The organism is Paraburkholderia pallida, from assembly GCF_004524855.1.
Taxonomy (GTDB): domain Bacteria; phylum Pseudomonadota; class Gammaproteobacteria; order Burkholderiales; family Burkholderiaceae; genus Paraburkholderia; species Paraburkholderia oxyphila.
This window is the reverse complement of record NZ_CP038152.1, coordinates 355,431-372,881: the sequence shown is the minus strand read 5'-3', so window position 1 is coordinate 372,881 and position 17,451 is coordinate 355,431. Positions and strand designations below refer to the sequence as shown.

At 61.3% G+C, this 17,451-nt stretch carries 20 protein-coding genes and 4 pseudogenes; 11 read left to right on the top strand and 13 right to left on the bottom strand.

Going from position 1 to position 17,451, the window contains the following annotated elements; genetic code table 11:
• The first annotated feature begins 80 nt into the window (after window positions 1–80).
• From E1956_RS44375 to E1956_RS44360, 4 genes are all read left to right on the top strand, one after another.
• Window positions 81–386, top strand: a complete 306-nt coding sequence (locus tag E1956_RS44375; RefSeq protein WP_134760303.1) for a hypothetical protein — start codon at window positions 81–83, stop codon at window positions 384–386.
• 103 nt (window positions 387–489) lie between these two features.
• A complete protein-coding gene (locus E1956_RS44370; protein WP_134760301.1) occupies window positions 490–693 on the top strand; it encodes a zinc ribbon domain-containing protein in 204 nt (67 codons plus the stop codon).
• Between the two features lie 51 nt (window positions 694–744).
• The gene (locus E1956_RS46595; RefSeq protein WP_167760355.1) at window positions 745–960 is read left to right on the top strand and encodes a hypothetical protein; all 216 of its coding nucleotides are present in this window, start codon (window positions 745–747) and stop codon (window positions 958–960) included.
• 15 nt (window positions 961–975) lie between these two features.
• Window positions 976–1,365 (top strand): site-specific integrase, encoded by a 390-nt coding sequence (locus E1956_RS44360; protein ID WP_134760297.1) that lies wholly within the window; start codon window positions 976–978, stop codon window positions 1,363–1,365.
• Between the two features lie 191 nt (window positions 1,366–1,556).
• On the opposite strand, the gene E1956_RS44355 is transcribed toward E1956_RS44360, so the two are convergent.
• The 7 genes and pseudogenes from E1956_RS44355 to E1956_RS47905 all read right to left on the bottom strand — a co-directional run bounded on the left by E1956_RS44355 (window position 1,557) and on the right by E1956_RS47905 (window position 5,025).
• Window positions 1,557–1,883, bottom strand: a complete 327-nt coding sequence (locus E1956_RS44355; protein WP_134760295.1) for a hypothetical protein — start codon at window positions 1,881–1,883, stop codon at window positions 1,557–1,559.
• Between the two features lie 98 nt (window positions 1,884–1,981).
• Window positions 1,982–2,539 carry a hypothetical protein gene (locus tag E1956_RS47650; RefSeq protein ID WP_335930048.1) on the bottom strand — a complete coding sequence of 186 codons (558 nt, stop codon included), beginning with the start codon at window positions 2,537–2,539 and terminating at the stop codon, window positions 1,982–1,984.
• 347 nt (window positions 2,540–2,886) lie between these two features.
• Window positions 2,887–3,114 (bottom strand): annotated as a pseudogene (locus E1956_RS44345) (DUF3717 domain-containing protein).
• A gap of 56 nt (window positions 3,115–3,170) precedes the next feature.
• On the bottom strand, window positions 3,171–3,368 hold the full coding sequence (locus tag E1956_RS44340; protein ID WP_134760293.1) for a hypothetical protein: 198 nt from the start codon (window positions 3,366–3,368) through the stop codon (window positions 3,171–3,173).
• Window positions 3,365–3,673: a hypothetical protein gene (locus tag E1956_RS44335; RefSeq protein WP_134760291.1), complete on the bottom strand. Its 309-nt coding sequence runs from the start codon at window positions 3,671–3,673 to the stop codon at window positions 3,365–3,367. Before E1956_RS44335 ends, E1956_RS44340 begins: the two co-directional genes overlap by 4 nt.
• Before the next feature lie 52 nt (window positions 3,674–3,725).
• Window positions 3,726–4,556 carry a DUF932 domain-containing protein gene (locus tag E1956_RS44330; RefSeq protein ID WP_133197037.1) on the bottom strand — a complete coding sequence of 277 codons (831 nt, stop codon included), beginning with the start codon at window positions 4,554–4,556 and terminating at the stop codon, window positions 3,726–3,728.
• Window positions 4,557–4,608: 52 nt separating this feature from the next.
• Window positions 4,609–5,025: pseudogene (locus E1956_RS47905) on the bottom strand (antirestriction protein).
• Between the two features lie 172 nt (window positions 5,026–5,197).
• On the opposite strand from E1956_RS47905, the gene E1956_RS44320 reads away from it, so the two are divergent.
• Entirely contained in the window at window positions 5,198–5,938 is a 741-nt protein-coding gene (locus tag E1956_RS44320; protein WP_134760289.1) for a ParB/RepB/Spo0J family partition protein, read from the top strand.
• Here the strand turns inward: E1956_RS44320 and E1956_RS44315 are convergent.
• From E1956_RS44315 to E1956_RS46590, 3 genes and pseudogenes are all read right to left on the bottom strand, one after another.
• Window positions 5,913–6,917: pseudogene (locus tag E1956_RS44315) on the bottom strand (tyrosine-type recombinase/integrase). The gene E1956_RS44320 and the pseudogene E1956_RS44315 sit on opposite strands and share 26 nt — an antisense overlap.
• A complete protein-coding gene (locus E1956_RS44310) occupies window positions 6,914–7,828 on the bottom strand; it encodes a tyrosine-type recombinase/integrase (protein WP_134760287.1) in 915 nt (304 codons plus the stop codon). Before E1956_RS44310 ends, E1956_RS44315 begins: the two are co-directional and overlap by 4 nt.
• Entirely contained in the window at window positions 7,822–8,634 is an 813-nt protein-coding gene (locus E1956_RS46590; RefSeq protein WP_167760354.1) for a tyrosine-type recombinase/integrase, read from the bottom strand. The genes E1956_RS44310 and E1956_RS46590 overlap by 7 nt, the downstream gene beginning before the upstream one ends.
• Before the next feature lie 273 nt (window positions 8,635–8,907).
• Between E1956_RS46590 and E1956_RS46585 the strand changes: the two genes are divergently transcribed.
• Together E1956_RS46585 and E1956_RS44300 are read left to right on the top strand one after the other, a co-directional pair.
• Entirely contained in the window at window positions 8,908–9,357 is a 450-nt protein-coding gene (locus E1956_RS46585) for a hypothetical protein (RefSeq protein WP_167760353.1), read from the top strand.
• Window positions 9,358–9,536: 179 nt separating this feature from the next.
• Window positions 9,537–10,961: a chromosome partitioning protein ParB gene (locus E1956_RS44300; RefSeq protein WP_197733032.1), complete on the top strand. Its 1,425-nt coding sequence runs from the start codon at window positions 9,537–9,539 to the stop codon at window positions 10,959–10,961.
• Window positions 10,962–11,019: 58 nt separating this feature from the next.
• Here the strand turns inward: E1956_RS44300 and E1956_RS44295 are convergent, their stop codons facing one another.
• Window positions 11,020–11,592: a hypothetical protein gene (locus E1956_RS44295; RefSeq protein ID WP_134760283.1), complete on the bottom strand. Its 573-nt coding sequence runs from the start codon at window positions 11,590–11,592 to the stop codon at window positions 11,020–11,022.
• 493 nt (window positions 11,593–12,085) lie between these two features.
• Between E1956_RS44295 and E1956_RS44290 the strand changes: the two genes are divergently transcribed.
• Complete coding sequence (locus tag E1956_RS44290; RefSeq protein WP_134760281.1) at window positions 12,086–13,126, top strand: polyamine ABC transporter substrate-binding protein; 1,041 nt, start codon at window positions 12,086–12,088, stop codon at window positions 13,124–13,126.
• A 310-nt stretch (window positions 13,127–13,436) separates the two neighbouring features.
• Window positions 13,437–14,248: pseudogene (locus E1956_RS44280) on the top strand (hydantoinase/oxoprolinase N-terminal domain-containing protein).
• Window positions 14,249–14,274: 26 nt separating this feature from the next.
• Here E1956_RS44280 and E1956_RS44275 read toward each other — a convergent pair.
• Together E1956_RS44275 and E1956_RS44270 are read right to left on the bottom strand one after the other, a co-directional pair.
• On the bottom strand, window positions 14,275–14,577 hold the full coding sequence (locus tag E1956_RS44275; RefSeq protein ID WP_134760279.1) for a hypothetical protein: 303 nt from the start codon (window positions 14,575–14,577) through the stop codon (window positions 14,275–14,277).
• Window positions 14,578–14,955: 378 nt separating this feature from the next.
• Window positions 14,956–15,195 carry a hypothetical protein gene (locus tag E1956_RS44270; protein WP_134760277.1) on the bottom strand — a complete coding sequence of 80 codons (240 nt, stop codon included), beginning with the start codon at window positions 15,193–15,195 and terminating at the stop codon, window positions 14,956–14,958.
• A 274-nt stretch (window positions 15,196–15,469) separates the two neighbouring features.
• Between E1956_RS44270 and E1956_RS44265 the strand changes: the two genes are divergently transcribed.
• Complete coding sequence (locus tag E1956_RS44265) at window positions 15,470–17,095, top strand: amino acid adenylation domain-containing protein (protein ID WP_134760275.1); 1,626 nt, start codon at window positions 15,470–15,472, stop codon at window positions 17,093–17,095.
• 45 nt (window positions 17,096–17,140) lie between these two features.
• The gene (locus E1956_RS44260; protein ID WP_134760273.1) at window positions 17,141–17,425 is read left to right on the top strand and encodes an acyl carrier protein; all 285 of its coding nucleotides are present in this window, start codon (window positions 17,141–17,143) and stop codon (window positions 17,423–17,425) included.
• Window positions 17,426–17,451: the final 26 nt, after the last annotated feature.

The following is a 17,451-nucleotide window of genomic DNA, read 5'->3' as shown; positions in this document are numbered from 1 at the left end:
ATGCGAGACAATGCCCGCCAGGGCACGGTCTGCTGCTCATTGACACCTGCGGAGAGCCGGTGTTCTCACGGGAGTAACCGATGACCATAGTTATTGCGGTGTGCTTCGTTATCACAGCGACGGGCTGGGGCATGAGGCGATGGGCGTTCGCGTTTCTCCCCGTGCGCCTGATTTCACTCGAGCTTGTTTCTATCGCCTGCGGCTGGTTGTTTGTTTTCACGATCGCCCGCTTCGACCAGTACGGATCCCTTGCCGCACCTGCCGCGGCAGGTTGTCTCGCGGAGGCCTTGATGGCGCGGGTGCTCACGAAGCGGTACTGGGCGGCCGTCAAGGCGGAAAACGCCCGCAGGGCCAAATTCCCGGCCGTTCCGGGCCGCGGCGATTGAGGCGCGGGAGCGCTCTTGCCTGCTGCAGGGACGTCCCCTGCGCGGATTCGAGTCTTTCCGACGCGGGTGTATCAGACGATGGCCAGTTGATCTGGAGACGAGGATGGAAGACACAGCGCAGGTTCTCTACGTGTACCGGTGTCCCGCGTGCAGTGCCCGGGGTGAAGTCCGCCTGCTCGACGACACGCACGACGGCGAAGCGGCCCGCTGCAGGTCGTGTGGCGGCCCGGTTGTCCTCGAGTGGGATGGCGGGGTCACGCTGCACGTCACGCCGCCGGCCGGGGACGACAGCGCGGATTCACGATGACACGCAACGCCCCGCCCGTGCGCCGCGCCTCACCCGCGCGGATTTTGCGCTGTGCCGGGCGTGCGCCTCGAAGGGGTGGACGACTCGGCGCCGCACGCGAGCGACGGAACCGCGGGCACCGACGTGCGGATCACGCGGCAGATCGCGCTCATCCGCGACACGCTGTCGTCCGCCGCACGCCGCACGCCGCACGCCGCACGCCGCACGCCGCACGCCACGCGCCACGCGCCACGCGCGCGTCACGGACGCCGCACCTGTTGCGCCTGAAACCGGGCAGCCTGCGTGACCAGCTCGCCGCCGCCGGGCTCGCACCGGAGACCGGCGCCGCCGCTGCTCGCGCACCTCGGCACGGGCAAACCGCTGTCGGCCAGCATGGTCCGGGCACTCTTCAATCGGGTATTCGTGCGCGCGGCGGACCAGCTGGAGCGGACGTATCCGGGTGCCGCGGCGGATCTGCGACGCGCGAGCACGCACTGGCTTGGGCGCCCGCACTCAAACCATGCGCTGGACGCCGGCGGCGTCGTACGCGACGTGCAGGTCGGGCCGGGCCATGCGAGTCTCGCGACGACGACGCTCCACACGAAGGTCGACAATGCGCGGCGTTTCGGACTCGTCGATCAGTTCTTTAACGCGGCGGTGCGGCCAGATCGGGATGGGGCGGCGGGAAAGTGAAAAGGCGGCGTGGCCGTACTTTCCTTGGGCGGCCCAGGCGGCCTTTCAATGATTGTCTCCACACGCCAGACGAACGACCCGGAGCTCAAAGCGCACGTCGCGCGTCGTGAATATGCGGCATCCCCGAACGAAGCGACAACGGAAGCGCCGTTCAGCCCGCTACCGCCGGCCGCGAACTACCGATATCGTCGTCAGTCATCCTGATGGCCTGCCGCCGTGCGGCTCAGACCGTAGCCCATGGCGATCATAAAACTTGAGAGCCCCGTCCAGACGATAAAACCACTGGCGTAGTAGGTCAGCCCGTCAGTGCCGTGCGCCACGGGCAGACTGAAGAACTGATTGACGAGGTGCGTCAACCAGAGTGTCACACAGTGAATGGCGTATGCGCTAGGCTCGCCAAGGTCTCCGCGAAAGAACGGAACGATGCTCCAGAGCACGTAAATCGTCGCGCATAGCGCGATTGCCTCAACGGCGGACGCAGCAAGGTACCGGCGAAAAGAGACAGGCGTATGGGGCATCTATAAACCTCCATATACAGGGGCTTTCCACGCAAGTTGAGCATCCCGGGCCGGGTGTGGTCGACCATGCGCAGTGTCGACAGCGGCCACGTGTTTCATCAGGACAGATCCACCCAGCTGGACATGGTTTTCACCCTGTCTTGCGCGGCGGCTATCCGCTGTTCAAGCCGGGCGTGACCGAGCCCGGCTGGCTGCTCGCGTGTGGACATGGCATGCCAGGCCTGTTTCATCCGCACGAGTGCATCGCGACAGTCGCCGATGGTGGCTACCGAAGCGGCGTCCTGACCGGTCCAGATTCGCTCGATGAATTCTTCGGCCCGTCCAAAAGCCTCCGCGAGCTCGTCGGCCGATGGGGGCGTACTTGAAGACGGCGGAGCATCGGCGGGTGGTGAACCACCCTCGGCCTGCCAGATGCGGCCCAGGCCGGCGACCTCACACAGGATGGCCCAGCTCGCATAGGGAATCGCCGCGTCGCCCCCCGTGTACCGGCGGATCGTGCGCGATCCGCCGGTACCGAGGCCCAGTATCTGCGCGGCCTTCGCGCCGGTGAGTTTGCCCCGTCGGAGCACTTCGCGTACTTCATTGGCTTCCGGTCGAATCCAGAAGTCATTTGCTGGACGCAGACATTCTGGCCGGATACTCGTTTGTTCATCCATCGTCGGTCCGGGTTAAAAAGACGATCCACATTCCACTCCCCACGGCTTCGCCGCGGGGAATACACGCTCCCTGCGGGAGCTTGACGACCCCGACCGGTGGTCCACCCAGGCCCAGCCGGATCGTCACGCCGCAGCCGCGGCGTGCCGGCGCTCTCCCCACGCCTGCGGCGTGGGTCCCCGTGCGCCTCGATCCGGGCGCGCGGCGCGCGCGAGACGTTGCGTGATTATCGCAAGTCCGGCCGGCAGGGAGGAGGGGCGGTCACGGCGTACCACAAAGTGGCGTCGCCGGGTGTGCGTCCAGGCAGCCGGCGGGTCGTGCACGATGCCATGCGATGCTCGGCGCATGCTCACAACGGACGCTCCCACTGGTCGAGCGCGACGCGTGCGGCTTCGGCCGGCCCGGGCATCAGCCGTGACACGGCAATTGCCTGCAGGCGTTCGAAGATCATCTGCCCGTAAGCATTAGCCAGCAAACGCGCCTCCGCTCACAACATGCCATCCTCGCCCGAGGCCTCGCGCGCACGCCAGTAATTGATCGCCTGCTTGATTTCGGCGACTGTGAGGGAAGCTTTCATGTGCGTCCACGCATGCTAAATCAGCCCGCCGCAAACTGCGGGCCGGTGGTTTCGCTTTACAGGTCCGGCAGCAGTACCTCGTACGGGTGGTCGCGGATGATCGACATGGCTGCGGACCCGAAACAGGCAATGCCGCTGACGAAATCGAACGGGCCGAGATATGGCCGGATCTCCAGAATGGTCAGGGTGCCGAACCACGTCCGTACGACCTCGCCTGGCTTCAGTTCGGCACCGCGTCGTCTGGCACACCTCATCCGACCTGCTCCAATCGGCAGACCTGTGCCGTGACCGGCGCGCCAGGCGGCACGCGCTGAAGCTCGGCGAGGGCGTTGCGTGCGATTGCACGAAGCTCGTCACGATGCATTTCGATCGCGTGTCCGTCGCGGTCTCGCATGTCGGCAATCTGTTCGAGCGCGCGGGCTGCGCGCGCCGCCGCATCTGCCGACAGGGCCATGCGGAAAAGTTCGCTGCGCGCCATCGATCGGTCGCCGTATTGCCAGACGGCGAGCAGGGGCAGCAGGGCAGTCAGCCACGTCGGACGCATGTTCAGGGTGTCCATGTGATATTCCCCTGGTGGGATATGCCCCGACCCGAAGGCCGGGGCAATCCGGTTAGCCGCGCAGGCGGCGCAGTTCGTCAGCCAGTACCCACAGGGCACGATTGAGGCGGATGTTCTGGTCGATGCCCGTGACGGCGCGGGTCGTGGTGGCCCGACCGCTCGCGTTGCGACCGTGCAGTCCGCCGCGAATCATGTTCTCCTGGACGCGGTTGAAGGTGGTCCATAGATCGGGCGCGCGATCTTCCATCCGGCGCGGCGCGAGAAGCTGGCGTTCCGTGACCGGCGCAGGCTTGTCCTCGTCATAACGCAGCGTGAGCGCCGCGCGGGCAAACGCAGCCTGTTCGCCCTCATCGAGGACCATCGCCGCCATGCCTTCGCGTTGCTGGGCCGTTTCATCGAAGCTCTTCAGTACCTTGAACGCACCTTCGACAACCTGGCCGATCACATCGCCCTTGTGCGGTATGCGGATATCGCTCAGGTCACTACCGCACACAATCCCGTTCTGGCACGCCCAGCGGATCATTCCGGCGAGCATCTGATAGCTGCTGGCCCCGTTATGGCTGTTCAGCAGGATGACCTCATTCGCTTCGCTCGTGCCCGTGATCTGGTCGGCATGGCGCAGCCGCAGCATGTGCTTGGTGTATTCGCGCATGCCGTCATTGCGCACGCGGGTCTGGCAGACCATGAAGGGCTGGAAGCCCTCCTTCCGGAGTGCATCGAGCACATCAACGGTGGGAATGTAGGTGTAACGCGCCGTACGGCTTTCGTGTGGGCAGTTGGCAAGGACCGAAGGCGCGACTTCGGCAATTTCGTCGTTCGTCAGCGGGTGATCCGAGCGCAGGACAACGGCATTGCTGCTAAAGCGGCTTGCAAGCGTACTCATGTCTTTTCCCCAATGATGGAGCAGACCCGGCCCGAGGGCCGGGGCCGGTCAGTTAGTCGATGGCGCGCAGGATATTGGCCGCTTCGGTGTGCTGCGAGGCGAACTCGCGCAACTGGTGCTAACGCTCGATGACCGAATCGTCGAGCGTCTTTTCAGAGAGGTGGCAGAGGGCAAACAGCGTCACGGTAACGCCGAACGCGTCCGCGCCCATCATGTCGCTGTAGCCGTTCAGGTGCCAGCGCACATGGACGCGCCCGGAGTCAGCCGGAGCCATGTAGAAGCCGCCGTTGGAGAGGGTGAAGAAGTGCCACAGGCCGCCCTGATAGCTACGGCACAGGCGAGCGGCCCAGTCGTACACGTAGGACTCGCCGGTGAGGTAATGGCGACCGAGGTAGCGCGGGAGGACGTTCAGGCGCAGTTCGTCGGGGACCACTGCCGAGGTAATACAGGTTTGTGCTTCGCTGGTCATCGGAAATCTCCGGAATAGACACCCGAGGCGGGATGCGTGGGTTGTCTAGCTCTAATATAGGCTAATATGCCCTAACATACAAGCAAAGCTAGCTTGTATGTTAGGGCATATTAGCCTATATTTCACGTGGGGCCGGGCTTCCTGCTCTGGCCACTTACCGGAGGCAACTCTGATGCAAAACGCTGTTGAACCCACGGCGGATCGTGCCGCCATCCAGTACGTCCCGTATGCGCGGCTGGCACGCTCGCCGCTTAATGTGCGCGGGAAAGCGCCGACCGGCATTGAAGCCCTTGCCGAATCGATTGCCCAGAAGGGTTTGCTCCAGAATCTCGCCGTACACGAATTGAAGGAACGCGCGAAGTCGCCCTGCCTGGGCGTCTGCGCGGGCCAGCGCCGCCTGGCCGCGCTCGACATGCTCTATGAGCAGGGGCGAATTACGAAGGACTACCAAGTGCCGGTCCTGATCGTCAGTGAAGGTGAGGCGGTCGCCGCGTCGCTGATCGAGAACCGGGAACGAGAGCCTATGTGTCTCGCGGATGAATGCGTGGCTTTCCGGCTGCTCAGCGAAGAAGGAAAAACGACGGGGCATATTGCGGCGCTGTTCAGCATTCCGGAAGTCGCGGTGCGTCGCGCGCTGAAAATCGCCAACCTTGCGCCCGTGCTGCTGGACCTGCTGCGCGATGACAAGCTCGACTACGAGCAGGCGAAGGCGCTTGCGCTGGCCGACGATCACGCGACCCAGGAGCGCATATTATGCCGACGTCGGCATAAGATGTGTTATCAAGAGCGAGAGATTATGCCGAGTATGGCGGACGACCCGCCGGCTAGCGTGGGTGATTCCCTGCAATTGCTCGGCATAACCGTGTTCCACTTCGAGCCCTTCCTCCTTATGTACCATTGCGAACTTCGCTGAGCATCGCGATGAGCTTGTCAGATGGAGGACGAAACTTTCCTGGCTTGATGGATGGCGACATTTGCCCGGCCAACACCGCAAGCTTCTCGGTTGGGTCCGCGCGTAAGTAGGCCTCAGTGGTCATAATGCTCGCGTGTCCGAGCCACAACGCGACCTTCCGGATGTCGCCTGTGGCGGCGAGCGTATGCATCGCACAGCTGTGCCGTAGAACGTGAGGCGTCACGTGCTTTTCCAGCAGCGAAGCGTGCCTCTGGGCCGCGACCGCCACGTGCTGGGCAAGCCGATGGGAAAAGCCGTCCCGCGACATTGGTCTCCCGTTGCGGTTGAGAAACAACTCCGGTGTTGGCGCCGGTGGGCGAACGGCGATCCACGCTCGCAGGACCGTCTGGGTCTCATGCCACAACGGTAGTACACGTTCACGGCGACCTTTGCCGAGAATCCGCACCGTAGCTAACGATCGATTGGGAAAGTCGTCCGTGCGCAGCGACAGCAACTCAGAAACCCTCAGGCCTGCGGCATAGGCGAGATGCAGCATGGCTCGATCACGCGTGCCGCTGATGGTGTCAGTGCGTGGTGCGTCCAATTATGCCTGGATCTCTTCTCGAGTCAGATAATCGATCAGTGCGATATCCATCCGCTTCTGAGGCAACGCCCTGATACGCATCACCTGGTCGAGGCAAGTTGGCACCTGGTACTCAAGATAGTGAAAGAAAGCCCGGATTGCAGCAAGCCGGGCATTGCGTGTTCGGGCGCAGTTGCCGCGACCAATCTCTATGTCGTCGAGAAACTTGCGCACGAGTTCCGGTCCAAGGTCTTCAATGCAAAGGTCACTCGGTCGGCGGCGGAGCCGATTGGCCGCAAAACGAACGAGCAGTGAGAAGCAGTGGGCGTAGGTTGCGACGGTATGCGGACTGGCATTCCGCTCGCGCGGCAGATGCTCCCGCAAGTACGCGGTAAGGTGCGGAGCCAGAGCTGTCATGACATCTCTCCCGAGAATGAGTGCTCGCATGCTTCGGCGATGTGATTCATCAGAACCGGCGTCGCTTCGAGATACCAGTAGGTGTTCGCGACGTTGACATGCCCGAGGTAGGTGCTGAGTGCCAGCATGTGGTTGGCGACCACATGTCGATCATGCACACAGGATTCCAGCGAACGTACTGCAAAGGTATGTCGTATGTCATGAAGGCGAACCCCCCGCGTCGGACTGGGTGGGCGCAATCCTAACTCTCGCGCTAGCTGGACAAATACGCGGCAAACCGTGGATTTATTCGGAGAGCGGCCGGTCGTGACCACAAATAGATCGTCAACATCGGCGGCGAACCTGTCTCGAATGGCGAGGTAGCGGGCCAGTGCCAGCCGTGTCGTGGGATGTATCGGGAGGAGTCGACTCTTGCCGAACTTGCCGCTACGAACGACAAGGCCTTCTTCGTTGAGGTCGCTGCACTTGAGCGCCAGTGCCTCGGATATGCGCAAACCGGTGGCCGCCAGAAGGCCAAACAAATGATGGTATGTGTGCGGTCTGATCGAATCTTTGGGTGAGAGCTCGAGTGCGGCCTCCATGATGGCGCGGACATCATCAGAATCCAGAAGGTGCGGCGTCGGGCGTGGCAGTTGACTGGGGCCGAAGGCCCCGACCGGAAGAAGTTCGTGGCGTGTGTCCTCGGCATGGAGAAAGACACACAAACGTCTGATGGCGTTAAAGAAGGTACTTGCCTGAGTTGGTGAGGATGCAATCCGGCACCAATCGAAGACCCGTTGAGTCAGGATATATCGATCGCCGTGCTCTTCAGCGTAGCGGGCGAACTGCAGCAAAATCCGGCACGGTGCATCAAATTTAAGGCCGAAACCACGTTGCATGGCAACGTAACGATTGACGTCGTCACTCAGCATGATGAGTCTCCTGGCCATGGCTGGGCAACACGCGCAAGCATGTCGATATCGATCTTGGCGTAGATCGCCGTCGTGTCGGGCGAGCGGTGACGAAGGATTGCGCCCACCTGTTCCAGGCTGTAGCCAGCTCGTAGCATGGAAGTTGCCAGCGAATGGCGAAACACATGCGATCCCGTCGGGACACCTTCAACACCGGCTCGTGTGCGCGCCTTTGCGACGATGCAAGCGATCGTCGATGGCTTCAAGGACTTGAACGGTGCCTGAACACGTAGGAACACGTGATCTTCATGTGCGGGCGGGCGAGCATGCTCGATATACGCCAACAGTGCGTCACCTGCATCTTGCGGCAATGGCAAGCATGACGCCCTGCGGTTCTTGCCGTCGACGCGCAGACGCCCATTCCTCCAATCAATGTCTGCCAGTCCAAGTTGGCAGACATCTCCAGCTCGCAGCCCGAGCCGCGCCAAGAGGAGGAGGATCGCGCGATCCCGCAGGCCCAATGGCGTATTGATGTCGCAGGACGCGATGATCCGCTGGATGATTGCGGAACTGAGGAACTTCGGGAGAGCGGCATTACGTCGTCGTCGTGAGCAAGGGACGGCATACACAAGTTCGGGACGGCACGCGTCACTGGCCACGAGATATCGGAGATAGGTTCGCAGCACTGTCGCAGTCAGCTGCACCGACTTGTGAGATCGCGTCGGAGGCTGATGCAGCACAATATTGCGAATCGTGATGGCGTCGTAAGTTCCAGGGTCCTGGGAAAGAGCGGGCAGCCACCGCGCTGCCTCGGCTAGATAGCGCACAACGGTCTGCGCAGTGACCCCACACTGATGGGTAAGCCAAGCTCGAAAAGCGACGAGACGTGGATCTTCCTCCGTAACGATGCCTTGAGGCACCAGATTGCAGCCACGCAGGTATTGAAGGAATGAAACTCCCGCACGGCGTCGTCGAGTCACGCCCGAATTAGTCAGTGACCCGTGCTTCCGACAGAGAAAACAACGACAGTCGTGCTTCGCAAAACGTTCGATATCGCAATCGTCTACATCCCGCGCCGGAATTCGCGACAAGCGAAGCCAATGGACGAAGTGCTCAGCTCCGGACAAGAGCATGCTTCTGGTTCCACGGCTGTATCCCAAGGCACTGAGATGATTCCCGTAGACAGGGAGCCGGAGGACGATTGGAGCGAGGTCTTCTGGAATGCGAATCGTACCGCAATCTTCGAGAAAACTGACGAACCGACGAACATTCGTGATGTACCGAGGCCGCTGAAACTCTCGCCGGCTATAGCATACGCCACCGTGCCCCATGCACCGACATCGATGGTGAGCAAAGCGCTCAACGACGGCAGCGTCCACCTGACTGAGTGGAAGGTGATGTCGCTGCAGCCAGTAGAGAAAATGACGAGCAGCGCTGGCGCGGGTTTCGAAGGAAGAGAAGCCGGCTTGAGTCTTGAGATACTCGGCCAGAAGAAAAGCGCTATCGGTCGTGACGCGACGCGCGGGCGCCGTATCCAACGAAACATATGAGCGGACTGTCATGTTGCCCCCTTTCAGTTGATAACAAGGGGATTATTGTTATGCGGAGCAATTACAGGGGATCACCCACGCTAGCCGGCGGGTCGTCCGCCATACTCGGCATAATCTCTCGCTCTTGATAACGAATCTGGCACGAAGCCGTGAACGCATGGCAACGCCGCCCCGCCGAGTTGCGCGCGGCGATCACGCGCGAGGAAATCGACACGAGGGACAATGCTCTCGCGCAGTTCGTTGGCCTGGAGGCCTACGCGGCTGCGGGCGGTCGTGTTCGCCGCGACCTGTTCAGCGACGACGAGCACGCGGGTTACATTGAGGATGCCGAACTGCTGTACCGGCTCGCGTCGGACCGGTTGATCGAGCTTTCGCAGACGGTCGCCGCGGAAGGCTGGCAGTGGACGGAATGCCGGACCCGTTACGAGGCGATGGAAATCATGCGTCATGGACGCATCGCCTCGACCACACGCAAGCCGACGAAAAAGGAAAAGACGGAGCTTGCGGAACTGATCGCGATGCGCGACAACGCGCAGGCCGAGCTCGACGCGTATTACGACGACGACAGCGAACCCGACGAGGCACGGCAGGAGCGTCTGGAGGCGACGGCCACCGCCGCGACGTATGCCGCTGACCAGTACGCCGAGCGCTTCGAGACGTTCGATCCGGAGGACATGAAGCAGGCCGGGGCGTTTATCTATCTCGATGACGAGGGGCGTGTGTGTATCGAGCGTGGCCTGGTGCGCCGGGAGGCGACGCCTGGTGCGCTGGCAAGCGCGTCGCCTGTGGGCAGCGCGATTCCAAACGCAGTACGCGCCCCGAAAGAGCGCCCCCTGCATGGCGAAAAGCTGTGCAGGCGATTGACCGCGCACCGGACCGCCGCCGTGCAGATCGAGCTTGCGCAGCAACCGGGCGTGGCGCTTGCCGTGCTGATGCAGCGCATGATTCCGGTTGTATTCGATGACGTCTATGCGCGGTCGTACATCGACCACGCGGTGAAGATTGAACTGCATACGTCGCGCGATGCGCTGGTATCGAATGCGGACGACATGGCCGGGAGCGTGGCCTGGAAGGCACTGGAAGGCGAGCGCGCGAAGTGGGCGCGGATTCTGCCCAGGCGGGTCGAAGAACTGCTGCCCTGGCTGCTGGAACAGGGCGAGGACGTGACGTCGAACCTCTTTGCCTTCTGCGTGGCGGCCACGGTTGACGGGATCAGCAGCGCCGACCGTCCGCACGCCGTGAACGAGGTGGCCAACACGCTAGCGGTGGACCTCTCGCGTTACTGGAAACCGACGCACGCCGGTTATTTTGCGCACGTGGCGAAAGACCGGATTGCGGCGGTGGTGAGTGAGAGCGTCTCGCCGCAGGTGGCGGGCGAACTGCGCGGCATGAAGAAGGACGACGCAGCAGCGACGGCAGAGCTTCGCATGACGGACTCGGGATGGTTGCCGGAAGTCCTGCGCAACCGCGAAGTGCCGGAGCGCGTCACATACGGATACCGCGAGGACGACGACGAAGAGGATGGAGTCGACACCGGGGCCGAAGCTGACGAACTATCAGAAACTCAGGCGGGTTCAGGCAAGGAGGACGACGAGCCGCACTGAGCGGGGTTGCCCCTCAGGTCTTTGACGTCCGTTGTGCGTCGTATCACGACAACCCCGCTCAGGCGGGGTTGTCTTTTTTGGGCGGCACCGGATCGAACGGGTTAGGCCAGTACTGTTTGACCTTCGCATCCGCGCGTGCGCTTCGCTGTTCAGGTGTCAGCAGTCGTTTCTGTTCGCGCGTCAGGTCGGCGGTGAGCCAGTCATCGGGGAGCCTTGCGCCGACCGGCGCGATCGGGCGACGTTCGCGCACAACGGGCGGGGCGGGTACCACGTCCGGAGCGGATCTGGCGTCATTGCCAGGCGTTGGCGTGCGTGCCGCTGTCGGGTCTGGCGCGTCCTCCGCGCGGTGGGCTGCCGTGCCAGTGTCCGGGTGTGGCGCGCGGGGGTGGCGGAGCACGATGCCATGCTCGCGCCGGAGTCTTTTGAGGGTCAGAGCGAAAGTCTGGTACGTGAAGACGAGGCCGGTCTCGGCCAGGTCCTGAATGATCGCGGCGTACCGGACGCCTGCGCGAATGGCGCGCTCGACGCTGTCGAACACATCGCGAAGCTGGGCGGTCTTGGACCGGCCATCCGATGCCGCCGACAGGGCATCGAGGCGTTGTGCGCGTTGCGCGGCGATTTGGGCGTCCATTTGAGCTCTCGCGGGAGAGGAAACCGCGTCAGTATGCCGCGAATGATCGAAAGATGCGCCATTAGCGCTCAACCTGTGATCCTCCATGCTCTGACAGCGATCCAGAAATGATCCAAAAGCGATTCATTCTGATCCAAAAATGGCCTGTCGTCGGGCGGTCGGCTCAAAGCCGAGGCACGACGTATATGTAGACGGAAATGCTGACGCATTTCCGTCTACATATACCGTGCTCCAAGGGGATGCCCCTTGGAGAACCCGGTCGACTCCGCCAGACGGGGCAACACCGTGCGAAGCACGGTGTTGCGGGTATCCAACGCGAGTGCCTTCCGAATCAGAGAGAACGCCGGCTACCCGAGTAGATCGGAGCCCATTGCAGGGCTGACCGTCAATCGACGGTGTGGTGTGGACATCCAACTCGGCGCGCGCAATGCGCTTGCGCATTTGATCTCTATGCAAGGCTGCGGTGTTCTGCGCGCTGCTGGGCTCGAGTGCAATGGCGACGAGTGCGGGGCAAGTGCTCAACGTCTATAACTGGTCCGACTACATCGGCGAGAACACGGTTGCCAATTTCGAATCGGAAACGGGCATCAAAGTGAAGTACGACGTGTACGACAGCAACGACACGCTGCAGACCAAGCTGCTGGCCGGCAACACGGGCTACGACGTGGTGGTGCCTTCGGCGAACTTCATGGCGAAGCAGATCAGCGCGGGCATTTACCAGCGGCTCGACAAATCGAAGCTGCCGAATCTCGTCAATCTCGACAAGACCATCATGGCGATGGTGCAGGACGCCGATTCCGGCAACCGGTACGGTATCCCGTGGACGTGGGTGACGATCGGTCTCGGCATCAACGTCACACGCGTCAAGGCCGTACTCGGCAACGACGCGCAGATCGACGACCGGAACCTGCTCCTCGATCCGAAAAACGCGGCGAAGCTCAAGCAATGTGGCGTCTCGGTGTTCGACGAGCCGACCGATGTCTTTCCCGAGGTGCTGCATTACCTGCATAAGGACCCGGCCAGCACCAATCCCGCCGACTATCAAGCCGCCTTCGATGTGCTCAAGCAGATTCGTCCGTATATCGCCCAGTTCAACTCGTCGGGTTATATCAACGATCTTGCGAGCGCGGACATCTGTCTCGCGCTCGGGTACTCCGGCGACGTGAACATCGCGAAGCACCGTGCGCTCGAAGCGCACAAGCCCTACCAGATCAGCTATGTGATTCCGACAAGTGGCGCGCCGGTGGGATTCGACATCATGGCGATCCCGAAAGACGCGCCGGACCCCGAGGCGGCGCTCCCATGGATCAACTTCATCGAGAAGCCGGAAACCAATGCGGAGATTACGAATAAGGTTTATTACCCCACCGCCAACCTCGCGGCGCGCAAATACGTGAATCCGGAGCTCGCGAGCGATCCGGGCATCTACCCGCCGGAATCGGTGATGAAAACGTTGTATCCGCTCAAGCCAATGCCGGCTGAAATTCTTCGGCTCGAACATCGGTTATGGAGTCAACTGAAGTCGGGGATCTAGTGTCCCGAGCCAGAACATCGTAGACGAAATCGCTTGATGCTGGCGAGGATGTCGTCGGCCGATCTGGCCCAGTTGAAAGGTTTCGAATCAGCGTTCTCGATCTGGATGTAAGGGCGAATAGCTTGGTCGAGTTGCCGGGTGGAGCGATGAGTGCCACGGCGGATGGATGTCTCGCTGGCTGAATTTCAGCGCAGGAAGATCGGCTAGCGAACATCAGAGCTCCGAAGTCGAACGCGGCCGCGAATTGTGACCCGTATCGTTTCGATATCGACTGCCCAATCTCGCGCACCGTTCCTTCGCCTGATCCGTCATGAACCCAATTGCTGCACCGGAGGCCGCGCCAGCGAAGCCGTGCGTCGGTATCGACATCGGTGGCACGTTTACCGATTTCGTACTCGAAGCCGGTGGCGTCCGCCATACTCACAAGCGCTTGACCACGCCCGACGCGCCCGAACGTGCGGTGCTCGAGGTCTGCGGCATTTGCTCGCCGAAGCCGGCGTCGCTGCCACCGACCTCGGTGCCATCCTGCACATTACGACGCCCGTCACCAACGCGGTGATCAATCGCCGCGGCGCCCGCACCGCGCTGCTCACCACTGAGGGCTTTCGCGATGTGATCAAAACGGGTTTCGAGGCGCGCGCCGACCATTACGATCTGTGCGTCCGGCAACCGGCTCCACTGATCCCGCGCGACCTTCGCTTCACGGTCGCCCGGCAACTCGAAACGCGCAACATCGAAAGCCTCGCGATTGGCTTTCTGCACAGCTACCGCGATCCGCGTCACGAACGTCTGGCCGCCGAGCGGCTCGCCGCGCGTTTGCCGTCGTTGTGGATCAGCTTGTCATCTGGCGTGTCGCCGGAAGTCCGCGAGTTCGAACGCTTTCACGACAAAACGATACGTACGGGTGGCTCGCGGTGGCTATGCGATGGACGAAAGCCCGGATCGTACCAAAGCAACAGTGCGTCCCTGTCGTTAAGACATACCATCAGGTTCGCCGCTAACAGACAATTACATTTGTATCGAATGGGTAGTTCAGTTCAGGCGAAAGTCGACTCGTGGCGATATCTGGATGCGGTGGATGAGGGCGCGACTCCGCCGGCGGGCATCGCTTTGCCTGGGTAACGGGGACGACTCTTTGGCAGTTGCGGTCAGGCCTCCGCGTAAGCCACGTTCCGTTGCCCGATGCGGAGCATACGTCGTGCGGCCTGATGGCGCTCGCTCACGGGGCAGTAGACCAGAATCGAATCACCGTCCCTCGCTTCCGCGATCGCTTTTTGCAACTGGTCAGTAACGCTGCTCGCGCCGTGAATAACGACGACGCAAATATTGCCGTCGGGTGAAAACGTATCGAAGTCACTCAGTGCCGTGACTCCTGCACCGTTGCGAATGACTACAGTCAGGACTCTTCCGTCGACGTAGCAGGCGTATCGTTCTTCGACAGGATCGAGCATGCGTGCACTGCTAATGTTCATTCTGTTTTTCTATCGGTAGCGTGTCGGAAAGCGCTATTCGCAACCGTCTGGCGGCACGCGCGCAACAATAGCACGCACAACCTGAGGCGTCCCTTGGGAAACTCCCGGGGGGGCGCCTGCCGAGGCTTGCAGGTTCGAAAGGTCAGACGCGCATCGCCTCGCGTTCTTCAAGGCGGGAAAGCCTGGCGCAAAGGGGGCGGTTGAGATCTTCGTTCTCGTCGCTGCGTGAGACGCCGTGTACGTCTCGCCACTTTACGATGCCCGGTTGACGCCTGGCCGGCAGGAACGGGCTGGCCGCGCACGCATAATGGTGCTAACGATAGGCGACAAAAAATCGAAAAGAAATCGAGAAATAAATCATGCGAACCGCGCTCCCGGCACATCCGTACCCACAAAAGGCAAAAAATCACGGAATTCGTCAGACCAAAGAATCGAACAGGCTGCGAGGCTGACGATTTTCTGTCGATCAGCGGTGCTGCGCTTGCCTGAAAGGAGGATCCCCGTGGTGTCCAGGGTGGATCCAGACTGCGTTGATATTCTCGATGTGCAGATGAGATATTCCATCGGCGTAGTTGAATCGGCTTTGGCGCGTGTCACGTAGCGGTGTCCGATATTCAAGACCTGGAACTTTTTTTAATGCGCACGATAAATATCGTATTCCTAAATAAACTGATCACATCCTGTTACAAGGATATGCTTTTCTCATAGGGTTGCCGTCCTCTATGCTTGGTCGCGAGCAATGCGCCGGTTCGGCTGTTGACAGCGAAGTTGTTCGTGACGTCAGTCGACGAAAAGGGTTGGCATGTTGCTGACGCCAGCGGTGTTGTGGTCGCCGCGGGTGCCATCTTTCCGAGAACGACCGGAGCGTCCAATGTTGCATGCCTTCTTCTTCGATTCGGCCGCGAACCAACCGCACAGTCCCGCTTTATGGGTTGATGGGCGTTCTTATACCTATGGGGAGATTGAGGTTCAGGTGCGACGTGTATCGTCCGGGTTGGCATCGGTCGAGCAGGCCGGCGACGCGAAGCGTTGTCTACTGTTTGCGCATCGGAGTGCCGCGGCCTATTGGGGCGTGCTAGGCATTCTCGACGCAGGGTTGGCCTATGTGCCGCTGAGTCCGAAGATGCCGGCGGCGCGGATCGCGGCCATTATTAAGCAGTCCGGTGCGCCGGTGATGCTGGTCGATCGTCATTGCGCCGCAATGCTTGATGAGGTGCTGCCCCTTCTCGAGGAACCTCCACGGATTTTCCGGCTTGACGAAGAGGGAATCAATCCCAACCAGCTTTCCGGTGCCACCCGATTGCAGCCTCTGCCGGATGCAGCGTACACGCTACGCCGGGGCACGATGGACGATGTTGCTTACGTGCTGTTCACCTCCGGATCGACAGGCGCACCGAAGGGGGTTCCAATCACCCATGCGAACGCCGACGCCTACGTAAAAGGCCAATTGAAGTTGCAGGAGAAGTACAGTAACGCACGCTATATTCAGTTATGCGAACTGGTATTCGATCCCTCCGTGCATGACATGTTCGTTTGCTGGGCGAACGGCGGTTGCCTGTACGTACCGGACACTGTTGACCCTCTATTCAACGCGGATTTTATCAAGCGACACGAGATTACCCACTGGAATAGCGTGCCTTCCGTGGCCGGTCTCATGCAGCAGATGCGCAAGCTGGCGCCAGCGGCCTTTCCGAGCCTGCGGGTCTCCATGTTCGGTGGCGAGCCATTGACCCGCTTGTTGGCGCTTGCATGGATGCGCGCGGCGCCCAACAGCCGAATCCTGCATATGTACGGGCCAACCGAGGCAACGATTGCCTGTACGTGCTTCGAGGTGCGGAGGGGATTTCTTGAAGACGCACAGAACACTGTGATGCCGCTGGGCTGGGCGTTGCCGGGTGTGGAATTGATGGTCGTCGATGCCGCGCTCGAACGTGTCGCCTTCGGTCAGCGGGGGGAGTTGCTGGTTGCGGGTCCGCAGATTGCAGGCGGCTATCTCGTACCAGACGAAGCAGGCAGTAGCCGATTTGTAAAAAAAGACTATCCTGGCAGGCGCGCGCGTCGGTGGTACCGGACAGGCGACGTTGCGCGCACGACTGCGGACCACGGAATCGTGTTTCATGGTCGTCTCGACATGCAGGTCAAGATTCGCGGAAACCGCGTTGAGCTGGAAGAAGTCGAGAACGTCGTGCAAACGTGTAGTCAGGGTACGCAGTGCGCGGTGATCCCATGGCGGGTTGACGAGGCGGGACGTGCCGCCGGGCTGATCGCCTTCGTGGCGAATGTCAAGGTCGAGCCGGATCGGGTTCTGCAGGCGTGCCGGCAGCGCTTGCCGTCCTATGCGATTCCAGAGCGTGTCGTTGTTGTTGATTCATTGCCGCTCAACGCGAACGGAAAGATCGACAGAAAGGTGCTCGCACAACAGTGCATCAGCGACACAATTGCCGACAAAACCGTGGACCGGTCTGTGCGGCGTATTGCAGAACGTCTCCATGCATGAACGCGTGGACGAAATACCCAGATGTACACGCTGACAGGGGGATGAATGAAAGCCGATCTGCGCAGCATCATTTCGGAAACCGCATGCCTTGACGTGCCGGTCGCAAGCTTGAGCGACACCGACAACCTCTATGCCGTCGGTCTGTCCTCGCTGGGCACCATACGTGTGATGCTGGCGATTGAAGAGGCGCTGGGTATCGAGATACCGGCCGAGCTGATCACGTTTGATCTGTTTCAAAGCATCGAGTCCCTTGCGCGCTTGCTCGCTTCGCTGAAACAGGACGGACGAACGGAGTGCGCACCGTTCGCGGCCATGCAACGACGGGAATAACAGGGAGGGCAGCGATGAGGTCAGCA